20 protein-coding genes and 2 pseudogenes are annotated in these 21,526 nt (G+C 70.2%); 11 read left to right on the top strand and 11 right to left on the bottom strand.

Features of this window, described 5'->3' with window-relative positions; translation table 11 throughout:
• Positions 1–60: 60 nt before the first annotated feature.
• The 4 genes from STRBO_RS0123095 to STRBO_RS0123080 all read right to left on the bottom strand — a co-directional run bounded on the left by STRBO_RS0123095 (position 61) and on the right by STRBO_RS0123080 (position 3,299).
• Complete coding sequence (locus STRBO_RS0123095; protein WP_005476141.1) at positions 61–729, bottom strand: NAD(P)-dependent oxidoreductase; 669 nt, start codon at positions 727–729, stop codon at positions 61–63.
• A complete protein-coding gene (locus STRBO_RS0123090) occupies positions 726–1,559 on the bottom strand; it encodes an NAD(P)H-binding protein (RefSeq protein ID WP_005476140.1) in 834 nt (277 codons plus the stop codon). Before STRBO_RS0123090 ends, STRBO_RS0123095 begins: the two co-directional genes overlap by 4 nt.
• A gap of 176 nt (positions 1,560–1,735) precedes the next feature.
• Positions 1,736–2,647: an RNA polymerase sigma-70 factor gene (locus tag STRBO_RS0123085; protein WP_005476139.1), complete on the bottom strand. Its 912-nt coding sequence runs from the start codon at positions 2,645–2,647 to the stop codon at positions 1,736–1,738.
• Between the two features lie 178 nt (positions 2,648–2,825).
• Positions 2,826–3,299 (bottom strand): carboxymuconolactone decarboxylase family protein, encoded by a 474-nt coding sequence (locus tag STRBO_RS0123080; RefSeq protein ID WP_028796810.1) that lies wholly within the window; start codon positions 3,297–3,299, stop codon positions 2,826–2,828.
• 660 nt (positions 3,300–3,959) lie between these two features.
• Here STRBO_RS0123080 and STRBO_RS40375 point away from each other — a divergent pair.
• Complete coding sequence (locus tag STRBO_RS40375) at positions 3,960–4,562, top strand: NUDIX hydrolase (RefSeq protein WP_237547634.1); 603 nt, start codon at positions 3,960–3,962, stop codon at positions 4,560–4,562.
• A gap of 774 nt (positions 4,563–5,336) precedes the next feature.
• Here STRBO_RS40375 and STRBO_RS41915 read toward each other — a convergent pair.
• The 3 genes and pseudogenes from STRBO_RS41915 to STRBO_RS41910 form a co-directional block, all read right to left on the bottom strand.
• A pseudogene (locus STRBO_RS41915) lies at positions 5,337–6,303 on the bottom strand (IS701 family transposase); the annotation flags it as partial.
• Positions 6,304–6,355: 52 nt separating this feature from the next.
• Positions 6,356–6,760 (bottom strand): hypothetical protein, encoded by a 405-nt coding sequence (locus STRBO_RS0123065; RefSeq protein ID WP_245170606.1) that lies wholly within the window; start codon positions 6,758–6,760, stop codon positions 6,356–6,358.
• 203 nt (positions 6,761–6,963) lie between these two features.
• Positions 6,964–7,371 (bottom strand): annotated as a pseudogene (locus tag STRBO_RS41910) (helix-turn-helix domain-containing protein); the annotation flags it as partial.
• A 243-nt stretch (positions 7,372–7,614) separates the two neighbouring features.
• On the opposite strand from STRBO_RS41910, the gene STRBO_RS0123060 reads away from it, so the two are divergent.
• The 3 genes from STRBO_RS0123060 (at position 7,615) to STRBO_RS0123050 (ending at position 10,151) form a co-directional block, all read left to right on the top strand.
• Positions 7,615–8,520, top strand: coding sequence for an NADP-dependent oxidoreductase (locus tag STRBO_RS0123060; protein ID WP_005476131.1), 906 nt, complete (start codon positions 7,615–7,617; stop codon positions 8,518–8,520).
• A 78-nt stretch (positions 8,521–8,598) separates the two neighbouring features.
• Entirely contained in the window at positions 8,599–9,660 is a 1,062-nt protein-coding gene (locus STRBO_RS0123055) for an alkene reductase (RefSeq protein WP_005476130.1), read from the top strand.
• An 11-nt stretch (positions 9,661–9,671) separates the two neighbouring features.
• Entirely contained in the window at positions 9,672–10,151 is a 480-nt protein-coding gene (locus tag STRBO_RS0123050) for a MarR family winged helix-turn-helix transcriptional regulator (RefSeq protein ID WP_005476129.1), read from the top strand.
• 712 nt (positions 10,152–10,863) lie between these two features.
• On the opposite strand, the gene STRBO_RS0123045 is transcribed toward STRBO_RS0123050, so the two are convergent.
• Entirely contained in the window at positions 10,864–11,493 is a 630-nt protein-coding gene (locus STRBO_RS0123045) for a TetR/AcrR family transcriptional regulator (RefSeq protein WP_005476128.1), read from the bottom strand.
• The gene (locus STRBO_RS0123040) at positions 11,490–12,572 is read right to left on the bottom strand and encodes a saccharopine dehydrogenase family protein (RefSeq protein WP_005476127.1); all 1,083 of its coding nucleotides are present in this window, start codon (positions 12,570–12,572) and stop codon (positions 11,490–11,492) included. Before STRBO_RS0123040 ends, STRBO_RS0123045 begins: the two co-directional genes overlap by 4 nt.
• Before the next feature lie 581 nt (positions 12,573–13,153).
• Here STRBO_RS0123040 and STRBO_RS0123030 point away from each other — a divergent pair.
• Positions 13,154–13,597, top strand: coding sequence for a hypothetical protein (locus STRBO_RS0123030; protein WP_005476122.1), 444 nt, complete (start codon positions 13,154–13,156; stop codon positions 13,595–13,597).
• Positions 13,598–13,633: 36 nt separating this feature from the next.
• Here the strand turns inward: STRBO_RS0123030 and STRBO_RS0123025 are convergent, their stop codons facing one another.
• Positions 13,634–14,176, bottom strand: coding sequence for a hypothetical protein (locus tag STRBO_RS0123025; protein WP_005476121.1), 543 nt, complete (start codon positions 14,174–14,176; stop codon positions 13,634–13,636).
• Between the two features lie 616 nt (positions 14,177–14,792).
• On the opposite strand from STRBO_RS0123025, the gene STRBO_RS0123020 reads away from it, so the two are divergent.
• Both STRBO_RS0123020 and STRBO_RS0123015 read left to right on the top strand, forming a co-directional pair.
• Positions 14,793–16,154, top strand: coding sequence for an FAD-binding oxidoreductase (locus tag STRBO_RS0123020; RefSeq protein WP_005476118.1), 1,362 nt, complete (start codon positions 14,793–14,795; stop codon positions 16,152–16,154).
• A 226-nt stretch (positions 16,155–16,380) separates the two neighbouring features.
• Positions 16,381–17,136, top strand: a complete 756-nt coding sequence (locus STRBO_RS0123015) for an SDR family NAD(P)-dependent oxidoreductase (protein ID WP_237547633.1) — start codon at positions 16,381–16,383, stop codon at positions 17,134–17,136.
• 46 nt (positions 17,137–17,182) lie between these two features.
• Here the strand turns inward: STRBO_RS0123015 and STRBO_RS0123010 are convergent, their stop codons facing one another.
• Positions 17,183–18,004: an IclR family transcriptional regulator gene (locus STRBO_RS0123010; protein WP_005476114.1), complete on the bottom strand. Its 822-nt coding sequence runs from the start codon at positions 18,002–18,004 to the stop codon at positions 17,183–17,185.
• Between the two features lie 118 nt (positions 18,005–18,122).
• Between STRBO_RS0123010 and STRBO_RS0123005 the strand changes: the two genes are divergently transcribed.
• The 4 genes from STRBO_RS0123005 to STRBO_RS0122990 all read left to right on the top strand — a co-directional run bounded on the left by STRBO_RS0123005 (position 18,123) and on the right by STRBO_RS0122990 (position 21,430).
• The gene (locus STRBO_RS0123005; protein ID WP_005476112.1) at positions 18,123–18,737 is read left to right on the top strand and encodes a carboxymuconolactone decarboxylase family protein; all 615 of its coding nucleotides are present in this window, start codon (positions 18,123–18,125) and stop codon (positions 18,735–18,737) included.
• Positions 18,738–18,819: 82 nt separating this feature from the next.
• Positions 18,820–19,692, top strand: a complete 873-nt coding sequence (locus STRBO_RS0123000) for a fumarylacetoacetate hydrolase family protein (RefSeq protein WP_005476110.1) — start codon at positions 18,820–18,822, stop codon at positions 19,690–19,692.
• Positions 19,689–20,552 (top strand): fumarylacetoacetate hydrolase family protein, encoded by an 864-nt coding sequence (locus tag STRBO_RS0122995; protein ID WP_005476109.1) that lies wholly within the window; start codon positions 19,689–19,691, stop codon positions 20,550–20,552. The genes STRBO_RS0123000 and STRBO_RS0122995 overlap by 4 nt, the downstream gene beginning before the upstream one ends.
• A gap of 101 nt (positions 20,553–20,653) precedes the next feature.
• Entirely contained in the window at positions 20,654–21,430 is a 777-nt protein-coding gene (locus STRBO_RS0122990) for an SDR family NAD(P)-dependent oxidoreductase (protein ID WP_005476108.1), read from the top strand.
• The last annotated feature ends 96 nt before the right edge of the window (positions 21,431–21,526 follow it).

Here is a 21,526-nt window from a genome sequence, read left to right as displayed (position 1 = left end):
TCGCGGGTCGGCGCCCGCTTTTCCTCCCGCAGCCCGGGTCGTGTGCGTGGCTGGTATGCGTCAGGTAGCGATTCCGACGACCTGCTCGACGGTCTCCGGCTCGGTCACCATGGCGAGCATGTGGTGGGCGACGTCGGCGCGTGGCACGGAGAATCCGCCCTGGATGTTGCGGTTCCACGCGGTCCGGTACCTGCCGGTCAGGGGCTTGTCGGTGAGCTTGGGCGGGCGCGACACCGTCCAGTCCAGTCCGCTGTCGCGCAGGGTCTGCTCGGTGACGGCGAGGTCGGCGTAGTGCCGGCCGAACATCGCATGGGTCAACCGGACTCCCAGGTGGCGCATGAAGAAGCCGTCGCCGGGATCGTGCCTGGGTGGCGTCGGCCGGCCAGGCACCGGCACCGGTCCGACGGGTGCGGCGCTGACGATGATGATCCGCCGCACGTGCTCGGCCTGCATCGCCGCGACGATCGCGCGGGTGCCACGCGAGGTGATGCCCGCGTCCGTGCGCGGGTTTCGCGGGCCGAGCGCGGACAGTACGGCGTCGGCACCGCGTACCGCCGCGGTGAGCGTCGGCATGTCGGGTCGGGTGAGGTCGACGGCGACCGCCCTGACGCCGTCCGGCAGGTCACGTGGGCGGCGGGCCACGGCGGTGACGTCATGCCCGCCGGCTACCGCCTGCTCGACCAGGTGCCGTCCGATACCGCCGGTGGCGGCGACGATCGTGAGTTTCATCGGGGTCCTCCCGCGGTGAAGGCGGCGCGGTGGTCTTGCGCCCAGGTGGCGTACGTGCGTGCCGGGCGGGCCAGCAGCCGCCGCACGGTGTCGGTGGTGGGCCCGGCTTCTCGGGCGTAGTCGGCCAGCGAGCCGAGCAGCCGGTCGGGTACCTCGTCGGGCAGGCCGACGGCAAGCATGCCGCGGCGGATCTCGTCCGGTGCGGCCTCGGCGAAGGACAGTGTCCGGTCGAGCGCCGTGCCGAGCGCGGCGACCTTCTCCGGCTGGCTCAGCGACTGTTCTCCGGTGAGCAGGTACGTCCGACCACGGTGCTGCGGGTGGGTCAGGGCGAGGGCGGCCACCGCGGCGATGTCACGCTCGTCGACGGTCGAGGTCCTCGCGTGCGGGTACGCCCCCCGCACGGTCCCGGTCGCCTGGATCTGCCCGGCCCAGGCCAGGGTGTTGGCGGCGAAGTCGGCGCAGCGCAGGATCGTCCAGTCCAGGCCGCTTCCCCTGGCGATTTCCTCGACCGCGTGGAACTGCTGCCGGAAGCGGGCGTGCCCGGCCGGGTACTGCACGGTCACGGAGGACAGGACGACCACTCTTGCCGCGCCGGTTTCGCGGGCGTGGGCCAGCAGGTCGACAGCGGTGGATCCGGCGGCACGTGGGCTGAGCAGGATGGCCTCCACGCCGTCGATGGCGGGAACCTTCGCGGGGTGGACGAGCTGTGTGCCTGCGGGGAATTCGGCGTGCGGGTCGCGGGTGACAGCGGCGACTTTCGTTCCCCCCTCGGCCAGGAGGCGGATGGTTTCCCGGCCGACGACGCCGGTGGCTCCGGTAATCAGGATCATGACTGAACCCCTCGTGGGTGTGTCGATGGTCGATCTCGCGCGGCGGATGACCACGGTTCGTACCGCGGTTCGAATCTGGAAGGACGTCACGGACGAGCCGTGCGCCAGGACATCGGCATGCGGCGCTGAAACCTCCGGTCCTGCCCTATCAGGCCCCTATCAGGCTGGTCGGGAGATCACTGGGCTCTACGGATCTGCTTCACTTCCTGGTCGACGGCCCATGCGTCGGCGACCGGGCCGAGATGGCTGAGCTTGTCGGGGTTGATGACCGCGCGGATCGTCTGGACCTGCCCGTCGAGTGTGTCGAGGGCGAGGATGTGGAGGATCTTGCCGTCGCGGTCGCGGAAGAGCGCCCCCGGCTGCCCGTTGACCTCGTGCGCTTCGAACGTGATGTCGATCCGGGCCATGAGCGGGTAGACGGCGGCGAGCAGCCTGGCCACGTTCTCGGCGCCGGCGACGGCCCTGGCCAGCTGCGGTGCCTTGCCACCGCCGTCCCCGACGAGCTGGACGTCGGCCGACAGCAGATTCCGCAGTCCGTCCACGTCTCCCTGCGTCAGTGCCTCGAAGAACCGCCTCGCCAGTTCCTGCCGGTCCTGGCGGTCCGCTTCGAACCGGGGCCGTCCCTCGTGCATGTGGCGGCGTGCCCGTACGAGCAGTTGCCGGCACGCCGCCTCTGAGCGCCCCACCGCGGCGGCGATCTCGTCGAAGCCGAAGGCGAAGACCTCCCGCAGCACGAACACCGACCGCTCCAGCGGGCTGAGTCGCTCCAGGAGCAGCAGCGCCACCATCGACACCGAGTCGGCCAGCTCCGCCGCGCGGGCCGGGTCCTGGTACGGATCATCCAGCAGCGGCTCGGGCAACCACGGTCCGACGTACTTCTCCCGCCGTACCCGGGCGGAGCGAAGCACGTCGATCGCGATCCGGGTCACCGTGGCTGACAAGAACGCCTTGGTCGACTCGGGCCGGGTTCTCGAGGCGTCGTAGCGGAGCCAGGTCTCCTGCACCGCGTCCTCCGCCTCGCCCACGCTGCCCAGGATCCGGTACGCGACCGAGAACAGCAGCGGCCGCAGCTCCTCGACCTCGCCCATGCGGTCATCCCCCCATTGCGGTCTGTGTGCCCGTCCGGACCCGCGCCGGTGAGGCGCCTTCGAAGATCACCCGATGTGCGGGCGAAGCAGACAACGCTCGTACCGCGACCGCCCTGCCCGCCTCGACCACGGCGTCCTGGCCCCGGTGGGCCTGACCTGGGCCAGCTGCGGTGGCGGTTCAGTGGAACTGGCCGACCTGGTAGTCGCCGGCCGGCTGCTGGGTGATGATGTTCAGCCGGTTCACCGTGTTCATGAACGAGACCAGCAGCACGAGGGCCGTGAGCTGCTCCTCGTCGTAGTGCTGGGCGGCGCGCGCCCACACGTCGTCGCTGACCCCGGTGGCCGCGTCCGCGACCCGGGTTCCCTGCTCCGCCAGCTCCAGTGCGGCGCGCTCGGCCGCGGTGAAGACCGTTGCTTCCCGCCAGGCCGCGATCAGGTTCAGCCGCACGGGGCTCTCGCCGGCCGCGGCGGCTTCCTTGGTGTGCATGTCGATGCAGGCCGCGCAGCCGTTGATCTGGCTCACGCGCAGCGCCACCAGTTCCTGCGTCGTGGCCGGCAGCGGCGATTCCTTCAGCTCCCGGCCGACCGACATGAAGTGCTTGAGCGCCTTGCCGGCGGTCGGGCTGGCGAAGTAGTTCAGTCGCGTGTCCATCGTGTGCTCCTCCACGTTCGTCAATGCCTTCATCTCCGAGACGAGACCGGCCCTCACGTCTGTGACACGACGCGGTGTGAGCCACGTCTCTCCGCTGACCGGGGTCGGGATGTCACAGGCCAACTCGCTGTCTCGACGGCGGTGGGTGAGCAGGTCGGTCACGGTGGACAGGCAGGAGTCCAGCAGCGCGGACGCGTGCTGGTGCTCCTCGGGGGCCGGACCGGTAATTCCTGCGCCGGGGGCCTTCAGGAGCGCGACGAAGTCCTCGCCTACTTGCTTGAAAGTCGATATGTCGCTACTTGGTGTTCCCTGCGCAGGGATTGCTTGGCCGGGCAGCTTCACCCGCGGACGCGCACCGGGCCGCGATGCCTGCGACGGCCGCTACGGGGTGGGGCTCGCGGCCGGGATCACACCAGCACCGCGTGCACGAACAGCTCATCCACCAGGAGGTTACGTTGTCCGACCAACCGCAGAATTCCGCAGTTGAGATCCCCGGTGTCCGCCGGCTGCTGCTGGTGGAGACGGACCCGCCTCCGCTGACCGGTGAGCAGACGGCGGCCATGACGCGCAGGTGGGATGAGGCTGTCGCGGCCAATCCATCGTTGTTCGACGGGCCGACGGTCGTGTGTGCGGGTCTGGAGCGGAAGGACCCGGAGGACCTTGTTGCTGACCTGGTATCGGGCGACCTACCGCCTGTACCTCCTCAGGTTGGACCCGGTCCACGCGGTGCCGGCGCCGTCGGTGTTCGTGACCGTGGCGCAGCCCACGGACGACGGCCGGCTGCTGGTAGGCCGCATGGCGCCGTCCACTGCCGCTCCCGGGCGCTGGCAGCTGCCCGGCGGGACGATCGAACCGACCCAACGCAGCGGCACCACCCTGGACATGGACGAGCTGCGCCGCCATGCCGCGAAGGAGCTCGCCGAGGAGGTCGGCCGGGACGTTCCGGCCGAAGATCCAGAGCTGTGGATGGTGACCCGCGGCGACAAGGGCAACGTGGGCCTCCACTTCCGCACGCGGCCCTGCCCGGCCGACACGCTCACCGAGCAGTACACCGCGCTCGTGTGTGCGGAGAGCGCCCAGGGCCGCACCCCGGAGCTGGACCGCATCGCGTTCATCCGGTCAAACGCCGACGTGGCCGGACTCGGCGGCCGCATCGCCGACTTCCTCTCGGTCCTCGCTGCCCGCCACGCAGCAACGGGCACGACTGGTCAGGCCTACGTACGGGAGGCAGTAGATGTCGGCCAGGCCCGCAGGCGCCCGTAGGCATTCGGACGGACAACGATCCGGCGCCGAAATGGATGAGGAGGTTCTCGCCGGGCCGGCGAAGGAACTTGCTGACGCTGCCCGCGCCCGTGTCCCGGTCCGGCTGCTGTCAGAGCGGTTCCCGGGCATGACGGTGCAGGATGCCTACCGCCTCCAGCGGATCAATGCGGAAGCCCGGGTCGCGGCGGGAGCCCGGACCGCCGGTCACAAGATCGACCTCACCTCGGTCGCCATGCAGGAACAGATGGGCATGGACGAGCCCGGCTCCGGGGTCATCGTCCCGAGCATGGTCGCACCGGGCGGATGCCTGGTGCGGGCGGGCTTCATGAACCCCCGGATCGAGACCGAGATCGCCTTCCGGCTGGGGCGCGACCTGCCAGAGCCGCGGACATGGGCACCGTCCGTTCGGCCGTGGTGGAGGTGTTCCTCGCGTTCGAGGTCCTCTACACCGTCTTCCCGAGCTGGGACATCACGCTCGTCGACAGCATCGCTGACAACGCCGCCTGCGCCGGCGTCATCACCGGCCCAGCCGTCCCGTTCGACCCGGCCCGGGATCTGACCGCCGAGAAGATCCGAGTGGAGGCGGACGGGGTGGCCGTCGCGACCGGGGAGGGACGCGACGTTCTCGGCGACCCGCTGAAGGCCCTGGTCTGGCCGACACACCGGCTGCCCGTCCTGGGCACGCCCCTGCGCGCCGGGGACATCGTCCTGGCCTGTTCGGTTCACGCAAGCCTCCCGCTCACCCCCGAAACACACTGCCGGGCCACCTCCACCCGGCTCCCCGCCGTCCAGCTGCGGGTCGACTGTGGCGGCGGCCTGGGCCAGGCGTCGGGATTTGACCCCGGCCGGCCGCACCCGCAGGGACAGGAAATGCGAACGCATCGGCCCGCGGGAGCCTTAGCGCCAGGTCACCTCGGTGAAGGCCTGCCGCCCTTGGCGCGCCACGAGCGCGGCCACCGGGGACGGCTTGTCGCGGTAGCGGGGCTGAGGCTTGCGGCCATTGCCGGACCAGGGCGGGGCGGTGGGCACGGCATCGTGCGGGTGGACGGTCACGTCCGAGCGGATCGCCACCACGTAACCGATGCCCCGACGTTCCAGCCCGTCGCGGAAGTCGGCGTTCTGCCCGTAGTCGGCGTCGACCACCACCGGCGGCACGAGACCCCGACTGGCCAGCTCGTCCAGGACATCCAGGACATCCAGGACATCCAGGGCCAGGCGCCACTTCTCCCGGTGCCTGATCTCCTCAAGGGCCCCGTCCTGCGTCGGCGGACCGGATCGTCCGCCCACTCCTGGGGCACGAACAGGCGCCACTGCAGCGGACAGGATGCGGTGTCGGAGACCGCGTGCACGCTCACCGCGACCTGGCAGTTGGCCTGCTTGCCCAAGGCTCCGCAGTACTGGCGCGCGACGGCGACCGACATCTTCCCGTCCTTGGGGAACGACACATCGTCGACCGCCCAGGCATCCAGGCCGATCACCGGCACCATCCGCTCGGCGATCCGGCGCCGCACCGGCACCGGACCCCACGTCGACTGGTTCACGAACTGCTGCAGGTTCTGCTCGTTTCCGTCCGGCAGCCGCGCAGCCATGGCCTGGATGGACTTGCGGCGGCCGTCCACCATCAGTCCCCGCAGATAGCAGTCGCTCTTGGCCCGCTGGTCCTTACGCGGCACCGACGCGAACACATCAGCGACGAACAACGCCAACTTCGCCCGCGCACGGTTCACTCATGTGCGTCCACGCACTCCTCATGCCTCTGAACACGGCCAGCAGACATAACGGAGTCCTACTAGCTAGCACTGACTGAACTTGATGAACCCGTCGCCGTTCTCGTCCACCGGGTCGAACAGGATATTGGCCGCCGACGTCCAGCCGTAGGTCTGAGTTCCCGCGAGCCGGACGTACCACCAGTCGTTTCTGTGGGAGTTGGTGGTCCAGCACTGGAAGTAGACCGTGCTGCCCTGAGGAGCCCATCCGGTGTTGTTGCACCCGGACTGGTAGGGACCGCTCTTGAGATTGAATCCCCCCTTCATGTACCCACGCCCCTCGCCGTTGGCGCTGGGGGTCCAGCATTCCGCCTGGGCGGCGGCGTTCGCAGACGGCGCGAGTGCGGCGCCGGCTCCGAACACCATGAAGGCCGCGAGCAGCGCATTCACGATGGATCGAATCAGGCCACGTTGTGATGCAGAACCCGACACAGGGCAGCTCCTTCTCTGAAAGGCATGGCAGGGGTCCGGGAGACCTCAAGAGCAAGTGATGGCCGACGGACGCGGACTTGTGATCCCAGAACGTACGGTCCGCCGCGTACGACGCGCGTCCCACGCGGGGTTGAACTCCCTTGCAGACCAGCGTGGTAGGCGCGCGGTTCCTGCAACTTCCGCGGTACCGCGGATGTTTGACGGACCTCCTCGATCCGGTCCAGCTTTACCTCGCGGTCGAGGTCCGGTGAACTCCTTCCACGTCCTGGCGCGCTGGAAGGTGATGCCGCGGCGGGCGAGCAGACGGTGCATAACGCCTCGCGGCCGATGCGGATGACCCGCCCACGGACTTTCCGCAGGTGGGCCGGCAGTTTGCGGATGGACCAGCGAGTGAAGGGCCGGCCGAGCTGAGTCGGGCGGGTGGTGGCCGTCTGGACGACGAAGTCCTCGTCGTCAGGACTGGGCAGGCGGGGGCGGCCTCCCACCCACCGAGGGTCCAGACAGGCCAGGCCGATCCCGTTGAACCGGTGGACAACATCCCGAACGGTGCCCTCGTCGGCCTGCACCAGCTGGGCGATCACCGGGACCCGGTTGCCCCTGCTGGAAGGGAGCCCCGGACCGCTAGGGTCCGGCCGGCCCGGTCGTCAGGCTTCCGATCGAGGTAAGCCTTTGGCCGCGCAAGGCGCGCTCCGGCGGGCACCTCCGCCTCGACCACCGCCCCAAGGGGACCGACGCGGCCGCTACCGATCTTGCGCAGCCCGAGCGGCAGCAATTACTTGGCTAGCCACATGTTTGCTGTTACGTTAGTTATGTGTCCAGCCACCTAAATGGGTGGGGACGCGAGAGGAGTCGTCATGAAAGCCATCCTGTTCGACCGTTTCGGAGGCACGGAAGTGCTGCACGAGGCGGACATCGAGGTCCCGCAGCCCGGCCCCGGGCAGATCCGCGTCCGCGTCAAGGCAGCCGGGCTGAACGCGCTGGACGGCAAGATCCGCGCCGGGGCACTGGAGGCCGTGTTCCCCACACCGCTCCCCTCCGTCCCCGGTGCCGAGCTCGCCGGCGTGGTGGACGCCCTGGGCGAGGGCGTGCAGGACATACAGGTGGGCGATGAGGTGCTGGGCTGGTCGGACACCGGCTCATACGCCCAGTACGCGCTGGCCACCACCGTGGCCCCCAAGCCCGTCGGCCTCGACTGGCAGCACGCGGTCGCGCTGCCGGTGGCGGGCGAAACGGCCGAGCGGGTCCTGAACCTGCTCGGCGTCACCGCCGGGGAGACCGTACTGATGCACGGCGCGGCCGGAGCGGTCGGCACCCTGGCGGTCCAGCTCGCCACGGCCCGCGGAGCGCGTGTCATCGCCACCGCCGGCGCCGCCAACCAGGACTACCTCACCTCGCTCGGCGCCACCGCGACCCTCTACGGCGAGGGCCTGGTCGAGCGGGTCCGGGCGCTCGCCCCCGACGGCGTGGACGCGGTCTTCGACCTGGCCGGGAAGGGAGCCCTGGAGGACTCCATCACCCTGCGCGGCGGCACCGGGCGCATCGTCACCATCGCCGACTTCCGCGCGCACCGGCTCGGCATCACATTCTCCAACGGTGGCCAGGAACGCTCGGCCGCCCGCCTGGCCGCTCTCGCGCAGGACGCCGCGACCGGCAAGCTCGTCACCACCGTCACCGCCTACCCGCTCGACCAGGCCGCCACGGCCCAACAGGTCAGCGACGCCGGGCATGTCCGGGGCAAGCTCGTCCTCACCCTCGACTGATCACGCCCGCCTCCCCGTCCGCCACGCCCACCCGCTTACCGATCACCACCCGTTCATCACCGCACCGAAGGACCAGCCATGCTGAACGCCCTGTGGACGCCGACCACCGTCGGTGACACCTCCCTCCCGCACCGCCTGGTCATGGCCCCCATGACCCGTGACCGCTCCACACCCGAAGGCGTCCCGACCGAGCTGAACGCCGAGTACTACGCCCAGCGGGCCTCGCACGCGCTCATCATCACCGAGGGAACCCAGCCCTCCGCCGACGGCCAGGGCTACCTCCTCACCCCCGGCATCCACACTGACGAGCAGATCGCCGGGTGGCGCAAGGTCACCGACGCCGTGCACGCGGCCGACGGCCGGATCGTCGTTCAGCTGATGCACACCGGACGCATCGCCCACCCCGACAACACCCCCCACGGGCGCCGGCCGGTCGCCCCTTCGGCGATCCGGCCGCAGGGCACGATGTTCACCGCGTCCGGGCCCCAGGAGATGCCGACACCCCGTGCCCTGACGACACAGGAGGTCGCCGCGACCGTCGTCGACTTCCGCCGCGCCGCGGCGGCCGCCGTCACAGCAGGCGCCGACGGCGTGGAGATCCACGGCGCCAACGGCTACCTGGTGCACCAGTTCCTGTCCGACAACACCAACCAGCGCACCGACCGCTACGGCGGTTCCCTCGAAGGCCGCATCCGCTTCGCCGTCGAGGTCGCCGCTGCCGTGGCCGATGAGATCGGGGCCGAGCGCACCGGCCTGCGCATCTCCCCCGGCAATCCGTACAACGACATGGCCGAGTCCGACACCGCGGAGCTGTATCCGGCTCTCCTGCGCGCCCTCAGCCCGCTCGGCCTCGCCTACCTCCACGTGATGCACGCGGGCGAGGAGGAACTGCTGGGCACCCTGCGCGCGCTATGGCCGACCACGCTGATCCTCAACCGGGCCGGCACCGATATGCCCACCCGCGCCAAGGACGTCGACAACGGCACGGCCGACCTTGTCTCCGTCGGCGCCCTCGCGCTCGCCAACCCGGACCTGGTCGAGCGGCTACGCTCTGACGCGCCGCTGAACACCCCCGATCCGGCGACCTTCTACGGCGGCGGAGCGGCCGGCTACACCGACTACCCCACCTACACCGTCTGAGGAACCGCATCATGCCCGCCCCCACACCCCGCCCGCCCAGCACGGCCAGCGAAGGGCCGATGAGCTACGCGATCTTCCAGCTCGCCCGTGCTCACCGGGCCCGCGCCGCCGCCATGCTCCGCGAGATGGACCTGCATCCCGGACAGGAGCTGCTGCTGATGCAACTGCTGGACCGGGACGGCCAGACCCAGTCCGAGCTGCTCGAAAGCGTCGGCCTGGACCACTCCACCGTCTCCAAGTCCCTGCGCCGCATGCAGGACGCCGGCCTGCTCGTCCGCGAGCCGGCCGAACACGACCGGCGCGTCATGGTGGTCCACCTCACCGACAAGGGCCGTGCCATGCGCGAGCCCCTGGCAGCCATGTGGCGCACCCTGGAGGAGACCTCCGCGCGGAGCCTGTCGGCGCAGCAGGCAGAGTCCTTCGTCCGCACCGCCTACGCCATCGCCGACGCCATCAACAGCCGCGCTCTTCCGCGGGAGGAGTCCGAGTAACTCCCCCCTCGGCCTGCACCCTTGTTCCGGTCTGGAGTGCGCATCGTTTCCGGCGTTCCTGCGAAGTGGACGGTGCTGCGGCGCACTCGGCTCACGAAGGCCCGCGCTGAACGGAGCCAGGCTCCCCGGCTGTCGGAAGGAGCCCGGTGAGCCGTGCCGACCGATGTGGCGGAACCCGCCCGCTCATCCCCGTACGTCGGAGAACGGCGGTAAGCGGGGGCCTCAGCGTCAGGGGCAAGGGCGAGCTGTCCCGGTGGAAGCAGGAGGGGAAGTCACCGGGGGGCCGGCAACACCCCCGCAGGGACGGCGAGCCCTTCCCCGTCGCCGACCGGCCGCACACCGAGGAGGCACCCGCGTCCGGGTCACCTGAGACCTCGGCAGATTCCTGCAGGCCGACGGTGACCGGCGCCGCGGATCCGCCCCCCAGGCCCGCCCCTTGAGCGACCCAGGCCGACGGCGCGAGCGACTGGCGCTCCGGGCGACGGATCCGGGCTCGCCCCACCCGGATCGGACGGCGACCGGTCACCCTGCAGCGGTTTCCGGACCAGGTCTCGGTGGCTTTGAGCCACCGACACCGCCCTCGAATCCGCTCGTCCGGTCGGCGAGAACAGTGGGAGCGGTCCAACCGGTGCGGCATGGGAGACGGCCTTCCGTCTCTCACTGCAAGTGACCGCCATCCGCACCGCCGGCACTCACCACACTCACCATGCGCCTACGACTCGTCGCATCCTTCCGCACGGCCGGCGCGCCCGCCGAGGAGGCCGAGCAGGACGCCGCGCAGGCGGGAGTCGGTCTTCGAGGAACAGCTGCCGATGACGCCGGAGCGGAAGAGGGCCGATCCTTCCATCAGCATCACAAAGACCTCGGCGCGGGACTGCACTGCGCCGTCGGGCAGCCCGGGCGACTGGTTCCGGATGAACTCGGCCACGCGGTCCATGTATTGGGCGTAGAACGAGCGGACAGCGGCGGCCGCCGACTCGTCGTGCGCGGCCATCGACCACACTTCGGTGAACAGCCGTACGAGGCGCACGTCGTCGTGGTCGGAGAGGACGCTGTCCAGGACGGACGTGACGTCGATTCCGCCGTCGTCCGTGTCCGTGAGCCCGGAGACCCGTCCCAGGGATGCAACGAGGACACGGTCGAGCAGAGCGGCCAGCAGGTCCGAACGGGCCGGGAAGTAGTACTGGAGGTGGCCCAGCCGCACACCGGCCTCCGTGGCCACCGCCCGCATGGTCAGTTCAGCGCTGCCCGAGGAGACCAGGATCCGTTCCGCGGCGTCCAGGAGCGCGGTGCGGCGCTGGTGCCCCTTGGGGGTCGGTGCGGCCGGGGACGCGCCGGTCATGCGGCGGCCGGGACCCCGGCCCGGTCGAGGTCGACGGTCACACCGTGGGCGGCCATCCGTCGGATCGCCGCCGAGGGGTCGGGATGCTGCTCGGGGAACACCACGCCCTGCGGCGGCGGGGCCCCGTCGGTACCCAGCACCCGGTGCAGTCCGAGGAGCGCCCCGACTGCGGTCAAGTGGCCCTGCCCGTTCGGGTCGCTGACGGTGGCGGCGATGCTGCGTCCTTCGTGGGAGACCTCGACCCGGAGCCGGGCGGTGCCGCCCTCGCCGGGGGAATGGAGCAGCGCCCGCCGTGCCGGTGCCCACCGCTCTCCGCCGGCCCAGCGGAAGAAGCCGGTGCTCCGCAGCGCGAGGAGGGCGCGGGTGGCGGCGAGGGAGCTGAACCCGATACGGGTCGCCGCGGTCGTGGTGCCGAGTGTAAGTGGAAGGGTGAACTGCTCCGGGGTGTCCATCCGGGCGACGCGCACGGCATGGTCACCGATGCGGAGCGTTCTGGCGTCCGTCAGGGGTGACGCGAGCCGCCGCCGACCGCCGTCGACCACTTCGAAGGCGATGCCCAACCGGTCCATGAACTCCACCGAGTCCGCGCCGGCCCGGTCGGCCATGTCCCACCGCACGGCGATGTCGACATGCTCGGCACCGCCCAGGCCGACCGCCAGCGATGCGGCCGTCAGACTGCTCACCCCGCCCATCCAGGCCGATGACAGCAGGACCGGGGCGGTGGGGCCGAGCAGCGCGGCGACTGTGACCGCGCGCTGGAGCCGCGTAGTCCACCGCGTGATGTCCACGTACGGGACGCCGCCCGCCACCGCTCCTCGAAGCACCCGATCCTCGGGGTCGTTCACTGCACTGATCACGGCTCGTACGTCCGCGTGGAAGGGGGCCGGGGCGGAGAGGTCCCAGGCGCGAGCCTCACCTCCGAGTTCCGCCGCCAGGGCGCGGCCCCGTTCGTGTGAGCGGCCGGCGAGCAGGGTGGGAAGGTCCGCGGCGACCATGCGAGCGATCTCTGCGCCGACCGTTCCGTAGCCGCCGGTGATGAGGACGGGGCCGGACGGGTCGTGACGTAGTTCATCAGTCATACTCCGATTATAGGTCAGGCGACCTATAATCGAATCGCGGTGCCGGCGATGCGCTTCGGGGCCGAGGCGTCTCGAGGCACGCGGCATGATGCCCGCGGCCTCGGAAACGGCTCTGGAACCTCTGGAGCAGACATTCAGCGGGTTCAGGTTCCGGGGCCGAGCCGGCCGGGGGTCGGAGTCGATGTGCGCGGCGGTCGGGGGTCGAAGTCGATGTGCGCCGCGGTCGGGCAGGCACGAGCGAGGGGGCGTGGTGTCGCCGCTTGGCGTCAGACGTCTACGTGCGGGTCTCCACGGTGAGCGGTGTAACTCCCGAGTCGGAAGATGCAGTTGACGACTGACACGACGACTGACGTGGCAAGTGACGTGACGAGTGACGCCGAAACCGGTGAGACCGCCGTGGATGCCGTCGATGCTGTGGACGACGCGCTGCTGAGCGAGCTGATGAAGCGGGCCCGAACCAGCGGAGTGGGCCTGTCCGGTCCGCACTGGAGGGCGAGCTCACCGCCCACCTTGGCCACGAGCATGGCGAGCGGGCCGACTTCGGTCGGGAGAAGTGCCACGGCCCGGTCCGCGACGGGCTGGTGACTCACCCGCAGCAGCAGGCCGACTGGCTCAACCGGCCGGTCTCCCCTTCCGTCATCGCCACCGTCATGGAGCGCGCGGAGCGGGACCCTGACATGCGCCGCCTGCGCGACGAGATGTTCGGCCGCGCCGGCGAGCACCTCACCGACGCGCTCGCCCCGCCGTCGCACGCGGTGAACTACGCGCCGGCGTCAAGGAACACACCCGGGGACCTGGCCCCCCGGATCGTCGGCCCCCTGCTCTTCCAGCGGCTCATGCCGGGCGCTCAGCCGGACAGGGAGACGGTGGCCGACACGGTCGACGCCGCCCTCGCGACCTGGCAGCCGCATACACGACAGCCGCACGCAGTCCTACCGAACGGTTCGAGCAGCGGTCGACCGGCACACCGACTCCCCACAGTCGCGTCCGGCGTCATCCCCCAGTGGCGCACCATCGACGACTGAAGCCGACGCTCGGAACAGGGACATCCCTGCCACCGCTCAGTGCCCAGTGATCACCTTGACCATCACCACGCCCGAGCCGATCGCCGCGTCCATCAGCCCCGCCACGCCGGAAAGCAGTACCCCACCACCCATCCGCCGCCCGCCCGCGAAGCCCCAGACGGCCATCGAGGCGACGTCCACGCCGACCGCGATCCACAGCGCGGTGGACAGGCCGAGTGCGCCACCCGCCGACAGGGCGATCATCAGGAGCGGGCCCGCGGCGCAGCTGAGCAGCGGGCTGCTGACGAACAGCAGGTGCCGTACCTCGCGGCGATTCACCAACCGTTGGTGAACGACTCGGTGGGCCTGCGTGTCGGCCACCAACGTCGCCAGCCACAAGCCCACCGCAGTGCCCGTGACGTACAGCGCCGCCGTGCTGTGCCGGGTATGCACGTGCTGCGCCAGGCCGACCATCACGGCGAGCATGGTGATCACCGCGTAGATCCGTTCCTTGAGCCGCTCGCCCAGGGCTTCGAGATTCTGGACAGAAGGTTCGGGGGAGCCGGAGGACAACGGTTGCTCAGCGTCGAGATCGGACATGCCGGAACCGTATCGGAAGGCCGTTGTGGCGGGGCGGGTGCCGCCCAGGCGGTGGGGTCAGGCGCATGAGAGAGGCGGAAAGGGCTCCGGCCCACAGGAGCACCTGAGCGGGAAGCGCTCGTCAGGGCAGCCGGACAGCCCGGCTCCTCCGGGAGGCGCTGCAGGTGGGTGTCGGCGCCTGCCGCCCCAGGCTTCGACGTACCTCGTTTCCAATCATCGGAAGGTGCTGTTCCTCCCGGCGCCGGCGCCACGCAGCATTACGCATGCCCGGACCGGCCGACCGCAGCCGATCCGCGCCGGGCCGCCGCGCGGACAGGGAGGACGCCATGTCCAGCGAAGACACGAGCGCCGGGACGAGCCCGAGGCCTCGCGCCGTCACCACCCTCGGCACGGACGCCTGCGGGACGGAGGCACGCGCTTACGGATCAACACCCCCGACATCGCGCTCGGAGACAGCTCAACCCCGGCCGGTGTTCACGTGCAGATGACTCCCGGCCCGGTGAAACGGACGCGGCTCGACGACGCGCTCGATGTCGATCGGCGGCGCCCCGCTCCCAACCGACGGTCCCTCACCGGCACCTGAGCGCCCGCCATCCCGCGTCGAAAAGGAAAGAACGTGACAATCGAGGGAAAACTGGAGCGGAGACTGCTCTGGTCGGACGACCAGGGCTATGAGCGGGCTCGCCGCGACGCCGTATGGAACGGCCGCAAGCCCCCAAGGCGTCCGGCCGGAATCGTGCTGGCCCAGGACACCGCCGACGTCGCGGCTGCCGTACGGCTGGCCAGGGAACGGGGGCTCCAGGTCTCCGTCCGCGCCGGCGGGCACAGCACCTCCGCCGCGGGTGTCCGTGAGGGCGCGCTCCTCATCGACGTGTCCCGCCTTACGAGCATCGACGTCGAGGCCCGGGCCGGGACCGCGGTCGTCGGCCCCGGGGTCCTCGGCCAGGACCTCGACCTGACGCTGGATCCGCTGGGGCTGTTCTTCCCCCACGGCCACTGTTCGACGGTGGCGGTAGGGGGCTTCCTGTTGGGCGGAGGCCTGGGGTGGAACTGGCGTGCGTACGGCCCCGGCTGTGGTCTGGTCCGGGCTGTCGAGGTGGTCACGGCGGACGGTGAAGTGGTGCGGGCCGACGAGTCGCAGAACAGCGACCTCTACTGGGCGGCCCGCGGCGCAGGTCCTGGGTTCTTCGGCGTCGTGACCGCCTTCCACCTGGAGATGCAGCCGAAGCCGGCCGTGATCAAGGCCGCCGCGCACAACTACCCGCTCGCGGCGCGTGGTGAACTCCTCAATTGGCTGCACGAGATCCGCCACGAGATGGCGCCGACCGTGGACCAGGCTCTCTGTGTCACCCAGCACGTGACTCACTCGCCGGACGGGCCGACGATGCTGCTTGGCACGGTTGCCTTCGCCGACTCCGAACGCGAGGCCGACGACGCGCTCGCGCTCTTCGCGAACTCTCCCCTGCGGGAGAAGGCGATCTGGGGCGATGACGGCACCACGGTCGGGAGCGTGCAGCACCTCACGGGCGTCGATGACCTGTACCCGGCCGGCCTCCGGTACGCGCACGACAACATCATGTCGAGCGCGACGGCATCCGCCCTGGTGCCGGCCCTCGAAGCAGCCCTCACCTCGCTCCCCACCCCCCGGTCACACGTCAACTGGCAGAACCTCGCCGGGGTCCCCGAACTGCCGGACATGGCCTTCTCCCTGCTCGGCGACACCCTCATCGAGGTGGTCGCGGTGGGCGACGATCCGAAGCAGGACGCGCAACTGCAGGCGTGGGTCACCGACCATGCCCGGCAGCTGGAACCAGTGGCCATCGGAAGCCAGATCGGCGCCGACTCCATGGCGTCCCGCGGCTTGGGGCCGGATTCCTACTTCTCCGCCGCCGCGCTGTCCCGTCTCAAGATCATCCGCGATCGATGGGATCCAGCCCACCGCTTCGTGTCGTTCCTGCTCGGCTCAGACACCGTCTGACCCTGCCCCGTGCCACGTTCCGCGTATCCGCCGAGCCGACCAGCGGCGGGCACATGGGCCGATCCCAGCGGGGCGGTTCACGCCGGCTCTTGGGAGAGACGGCGTTCACGCCGGCCACAGCAAGGCGGCCACCGGATGACAGGCGCGATGGACATCGCATCACCGCGGGCCTATCGTCACTAATGAAAGCCAGTTTTGTCAGATGAAAGCTAGGAGGGAGTGTGTCATGGCTTGGTTGGGGTTGGAGGGCAGCCGGGCGCTCGTCATAGGGGCCGGCGGCCTGGGGGCCGCCTGCGCCCGAGGGCTCGCGGAGGCGGGGGCACACCTGGCCGTCGTGGACGTGGACGAGGCGAAGCTCAAGGCGCTGCGGGACGATCCGGCGCTCGCGGACGTCGACGTGCACGTGTTCCCGGCCGATGTCACGGCGTCGGCGGCCTGCGAGGAAGCCGTCCGGGCGGCGGCGGACGCGCTCGGCGGGCTGGACGTGCTGGTGCACGCGGTGGGGACCAACGACCGCCGGGCGGTGGTCGACACACCGGACGAGACGTGGGAACGGATCCTCACGCTGAACCTGTCGAGCGCGTTCTATGCCGGGCGGGCGGCGGGACGTCTGATGCGCGAGGCCGGGCGCGGCAGCATGGTGTTCTTCTCCTCGGTCTCCTCCCGGCTCGCCCACCCGCACCACGCCCCCTACGCGGCGACCAAGGGCGGACTGGACCAGCTGGCGAAGGTGATGGCCCGGGAATGGGCCGCCGACGGTGTGACCGTCAACGCGGTGGGACCTGGCTACACGGAGACCGAACTCACTCGCGAGTACCTGGACAGGCCGGGGATGCGCGAGGAGATGGTCAGCCTGGTCCCGGCAGGGCGCCTGGGCACCCCGCAGGACGTGGTCGGCGCAGTGCTGTTCCTCGCCTCGGCGAGGGCGTCCTTCATCACGGGGCAGGTGCTGTATGTGGACGGTGGCCGCACACTCGTCTGAGACAAGAGCCGACCGGACGGGACAGCACCGCCAGCCACCTCGTCCGTCAACTCCCGCCGAGCAGTCGGGTGATCTCCTGACATGTGTTCAGCAGGCGCGGGCGCAGTTCGTCGAGCAGGCGGGTGACGGGGAACCCCATCGCGGGTACCGCCACATTGGCCGCCGCCACCACCGAACCAGAGGCGTCACGCAGGGGCGCGGCCACCGAGCGCAGCCCGTAGGCGAGTTCCTCGTCCTGCACCGCCCAGCCCCGCTCGCGAATCTGCGCCAGCACCGGCCGCAGCTCCTTCAACGAGCGGATGGCGTTGGGGCCGGTCGCCCCGGCGAAGGACTGCTCGGTGAGGCGCTTGTCCAGTTCGGCGTCGCCCAGGCTGCTCAACAGGACTTTTCCGATGGAGGTGTTGACCGCCGGAAGTCGCGAGCCCACCTGGATGTTCGCGGTGACCAGGTCGTTGTTGCGCAGCCGGATCAGGTACAGCACCAGGTCGTCGGACAGGGTGCCCAGGTTGACCGTCTGGCCCGTCGCCGCGGCGAGCCGGCGCAGCGGCCCGTCGGCGAGTTCCACCACGTCCATGCCGCGCAAGGCCGCGAAGCCCAGGGTGAGGACCTTGGGTGCCGGACGATAGGCGCCGTCCGGCAGCTGCTCCAGAAACCCCTCGGTCACCAGGGTGGCGGCCATCCGGAAGGCGGTCGGCAACGGCACACCGGCCCCGGCGGCCATGTCTGTCAGCTTCATCGACGCCCGCTGTTCGGAGAACTGCCCGAGCAGCCGCAGCCCCTTGGCCAGCGCCTCGACGTGGTAGCTGCGTCTGGACGCCGCGGATCCGTCGGCGGGCAGGGAGCCGGCCGGTTCTTCACGTGGCGGCATCAAAGGTCTCGCTTTCTGTCTGCCGGACGCGGTGGACGCTGTGACGGAACACCGCACTTTCATTCTATGGAAGTCGGCATCGGGATCGCCCGCCGTGCGGGCGGCAGGGAGGACGGAAATGGGAGTACGACTGGCCGGGCTGCTTCCCGGTGAGCTGGACGAGGAGCAGGCCGAGGTCTACCGGGCCATCACCGGCGGCGTCCGCGCCACGGGACCGCAGGCGTTCGCGCTGACCGACCCGGAGGGGCGGTTGCGCGGCCCCTTCAACGCCATGCTGCTGAGCCCCCCGATCGGTCTCGCGACCCAGGCCCTCGGCGCGGCTGTGCGCTACGGCTCCGCCCTGAGCGACCGCGTGCGGGAGATGGCGATCCTCGCCGTGGCCGCCCACTGGGACAGCGCCTTCGAGCGGGAAGCTCACGAAGCAGTCGGCCGCACCGGCGCCGGTCTGGCCGAATCGGAGATGGCCGCACTGCGCGTCGGCCGGATGCCGGAACTCGCCGATTCGGCCGAGCGCACTGCCCTGCGGACGACGACAGCACTGCTGCGCCACGGCACATTGAACGACGACGAGTACGCCGACGCCGTGACAGCGACCGGGGAGCGAGGCGTGTTCGAACTGACGACGCTGGTCGGCTACTACTCGATGCTCGCTCTCCAACTGCGGGTGTTTCTGGGCGAGGGAAGCACATCCGGTTCCGATGCCCCCGCTCCCCGTCCCTGGGCAACGGCTTGACAGCCCACAGCGACCCTTCAATACTCAATTGAAATTCACACAGTGAACGTAGCTTTCACCCTTCGAAAGAAAGCAGGAATCCGTGAAGCTGATCACCTTCGACAACGGGCGGGTCGGGAGGCTGGAACTCGAGGAACGGCTCGTGCTGCCACTCGAAGTCCACAGCACCCGGGGGTATTTCGAGCGCGACGGCAAGGTCCTGGAGACGGGTGAGCGGTTGCGGCTGGACGACGTGACGCTGCGCGCGCCGATCGTGCCGAAGAAGTTCTTCCACACGTCCGGCAACTTCCGTGAGCACGAGGACGAGTCGAAGAACGTCGACTGGTCCCATCCCATGCACAAGGGCATCGTCTTCTTCCAGAACGTCGACGCGATCGTCGGCCCGGAGGAGCCGGTCATCTACCCGGAGCACCTGACCGGCGAGTTGGACTACGAGCTGGAGATCGCCGTGGTCATCGGCAAGCCGGGCAAGTTCTTCGGCGTCGACGACGCGCCGGACCACATCGCCGGATACGTCGTCTTCAACGACATCACCGCCCGCGACATACAGCGCCGCGAGATGGAGTCCGGCGTCTTCTCCTTCTGCAAGGCCATCGACACCTTCTGCCCCGTCGGCCCCTACATCGTCACCGCCGACGAGATCCCCGACGCGCAGAACCTCGACATGGAGCTGCGCGTCAACGGCGTGGTCCGGCAGAAGTCCAACACCAACCGCATGTCGGTCTCCATCCCACACCTGGTCGCCTACCACTCCCCGCAGGGCTACAGCGCCGGCGACCTGATCACGACCGGCACCGTCCAGGGCGTGGCCGGCTTCAGCGGCGACCCGGACATGTACCTCAAGCCGGGCGACGTCGTCGAGGCGGAGGTCGAACGCCTGGGTGTCCTGCGCTCCCCGATCGTCAGCTGGCAGGAGGGGCACGGCACCCCCGTACCGAAGAAGGTGGACTGGTGAGGGTCGGCGTCCTGGACGGTCGGGCCGTCCTGGTCCGCGGCGACCGGGCCGCGGACGTTCGCTGGGCGTCGAGGGGTCGGCTGCACCCCGACCCGATGGTCCTGCTGCAGAGGTGGGACGACCTGCGCGCGTGGGCACCGAGCCTGCCCGACCACGCCTACGACATCGATGTGGACCCGGCCGCTCTGCAGGCGCCGGTGCCCCGGCCCCGGCAGGTGTTCGCCGTCGCCCTCAACTACCCGCCGCACGCCGCGGAAGCCGGCTTCAGTCCACCCGAGGAACCGCTCGTCTTCACCAAGTTCCCGGCCTGCGTCACCGGCCCGCACACCAACGTCGCCCTCCCCCCGGGCAAGGTCGACTGGGAGGTCGAACTCGTCGCGGTGATCGGCGCCGAAACGTACCGGGTGAGCGAGGACCACGCCTGGAAGGCGGTGGCCGCCCTGGCCGTGGGCCAGGACCTCTCCGAACGTGTCACCCAACTCCAGGGAAAGCCGGCCCAGTTCAGTCTGGGCAAGTCCTTCCCCGGCTTCGGCCCCATCGGCCCTGTCCTCGTCACCCCCGACGAACTCGACGACCCCGACGATCTGGAGATCACCGGGCTGCTGAACGGCGAGGTCGTCCAGCAGGACCGCACCAAGTCCATGATCTTCCCGGTGCCGGAGCTCATCGCCCGGCTCTCGGCCGTGCTCCCCCTCTTCCCCGGTGACCTGGTCTTCACCGGCACCCCGGCGGGCGTCGGCAACCGCATGAACCCGCCGCGCTACCTCACCGACGGCGACGAACTCGTCAGCCGCATCGAGGGCATCGGCGAGATCCGCCAGCATTTCACCGCCGGCGCCCAGCAGCCGGCAGGGAGCTGAGAGCCACGGCAGCCCGCTGCGTTGTCTCTGTCACCCCGCCCCCAGAACCCCTCCGACCATCGCAGACAAGGACCCGCATGTCCGACCACACTCCGCCCCCCATGCCCATCCCCCGCCGTTTCGAAGGCCGAACGGTCCTGGTCACCGGCGCGGGCACCGGCTACGGCGCAGAGATCGCCGTCCGCGCCGCCCAGGAGGGCGCCCGCGTCGCCGTCCACTACCGCAGCTCCGCCGCCGGAGCCGAGAAGACCCTCGCCCGCATCAAGGACGTGGGTGGCGAGGCGTTCACCGTGCAGGCCGACATCGCCGTCCACACCGACGTCATCCGTATGGCCGATGAGGTCTTCATCCGGTTCGGCGGCCTCGACGTGCTGGTCAACAACGTCGGTGACGTGGCGGGCGACCAGATGTCCTGGCGGGACCTCACCGAGGAGTCCGTCGATCACGTACTCGCCGTGGACATCAAGGGAACCATGCTCTGCACGCACGAGTTCGGCTCCCGGATGCTGGACCAGGGCCACGGCGCGATCGTCAACATCGGCTCCACCGTGATCGTGCGCGGCAGCGCGCGGGCGCCGCAGTACGCCGCCGCGAAGTACGGCATCCTCGGCATCACCAAGTCCTACGCCCAGGCATTCGCGCCCTTCGTGCGGGTCAACACCTTCGCACCCGGCTTCATCGAGACCGAGACGCTGCTCGGCCGGGCGGACTGGAAGTCGGGCCGCCGCGACGACATGATCGCCAAAACCCCGATGGGCCGCATCCCCGGCCCGGCCCAACTCGCGGGCACCGCCCTCTTCCTCGCCACCGACGACGCATCCCACATGACCGGCGTGTACCTAAACGCCGACGGCGGCTTCAACATGATCGGTGCCTGAGAGGGCCGCGTCCAATTCCCGCTCGCCGGAAGCAGCACCGCGCAGGCCTGCCACGTCGGCGGACCACGGCCGGTCGATCGCGCTGCCGGCGCTCAT

It is taken from the genome of Streptomyces bottropensis ATCC 25435 (assembly GCF_000383595.1).
Taxonomy (GTDB): Bacteria; Actinomycetota; Actinomycetes; order Streptomycetales; family Streptomycetaceae; genus Streptomyces; species Streptomyces bottropensis.
Note: the sequence above shows the minus strand (reverse complement) of the source record. Positions and strands in the feature narration are given on the sequence as shown.

Excerpts from the sequence above, each read along its gene's own strand:
- STRBO_RS0123095 (WP_005476141.1), bottom strand. The coding sequence starts at position 729 with ATGAAACTCACGATCGTCGCCGCCACCGGCGGTATCGGACGGCACCTG.
- STRBO_RS0123090 (WP_005476140.1), bottom strand. The coding sequence starts at position 1,559 with ATGATCCTGATTACCGGAGCCACCGGCGTCGTCGGCCGGGAAACCATC.
- STRBO_RS0123085 (WP_005476139.1), bottom strand. The coding sequence starts at position 2,647 with ATGGGCGAGGTCGAGGAGCTGCGGCCGCTGCTGTTCTCGGTCGCGTAC.
- STRBO_RS0123080 (WP_028796810.1), bottom strand. The coding sequence starts at position 3,299 with ATGGACACGCGACTGAACTACTTCGCCAGCCCGACCGCCGGCAAGGCG.
- STRBO_RS0123060 (WP_005476131.1), top strand. The coding sequence starts at position 7,615 with ATGAAAGCCATCCTGTTCGACCGTTTCGGAGGCACGGAAGTGCTGCAC.
- STRBO_RS0123055 (WP_005476130.1), top strand. The coding sequence starts at position 8,599 with ATGCTGAACGCCCTGTGGACGCCGACCACCGTCGGTGACACCTCCCTC.
- STRBO_RS0123050 (WP_005476129.1), top strand. The coding sequence starts at position 9,672 with ATGCCCGCCCCCACACCCCGCCCGCCCAGCACGGCCAGCGAAGGGCCG.
- STRBO_RS0123045 (WP_005476128.1), bottom strand. The coding sequence starts at position 11,493 with ATGACCGGCGCGTCCCCGGCCGCACCGACCCCCAAGGGGCACCAGCGC.
- STRBO_RS0123040 (WP_005476127.1), bottom strand. The coding sequence starts at position 12,572 with ATGACTGATGAACTACGTCACGACCCGTCCGGCCCCGTCCTCATCACC.
- STRBO_RS0123025 (WP_005476121.1), bottom strand. The coding sequence starts at position 14,176 with ATGTCCGATCTCGACGCTGAGCAACCGTTGTCCTCCGGCTCCCCCGAA.
- STRBO_RS0123015 (WP_237547633.1), top strand. The coding sequence starts at position 16,381 with ATGGCTTGGTTGGGGTTGGAGGGCAGCCGGGCGCTCGTCATAGGGGCC.
- STRBO_RS0123010 (WP_005476114.1), bottom strand. The coding sequence starts at position 18,004 with ATGCCGCCACGTGAAGAACCGGCCGGCTCCCTGCCCGCCGACGGATCC.
- STRBO_RS0123005 (WP_005476112.1), top strand. The coding sequence starts at position 18,123 with ATGGGAGTACGACTGGCCGGGCTGCTTCCCGGTGAGCTGGACGAGGAG.
- STRBO_RS0122990 (WP_005476108.1), top strand. The coding sequence starts at position 20,654 with ATGCCCATCCCCCGCCGTTTCGAAGGCCGAACGGTCCTGGTCACCGGC.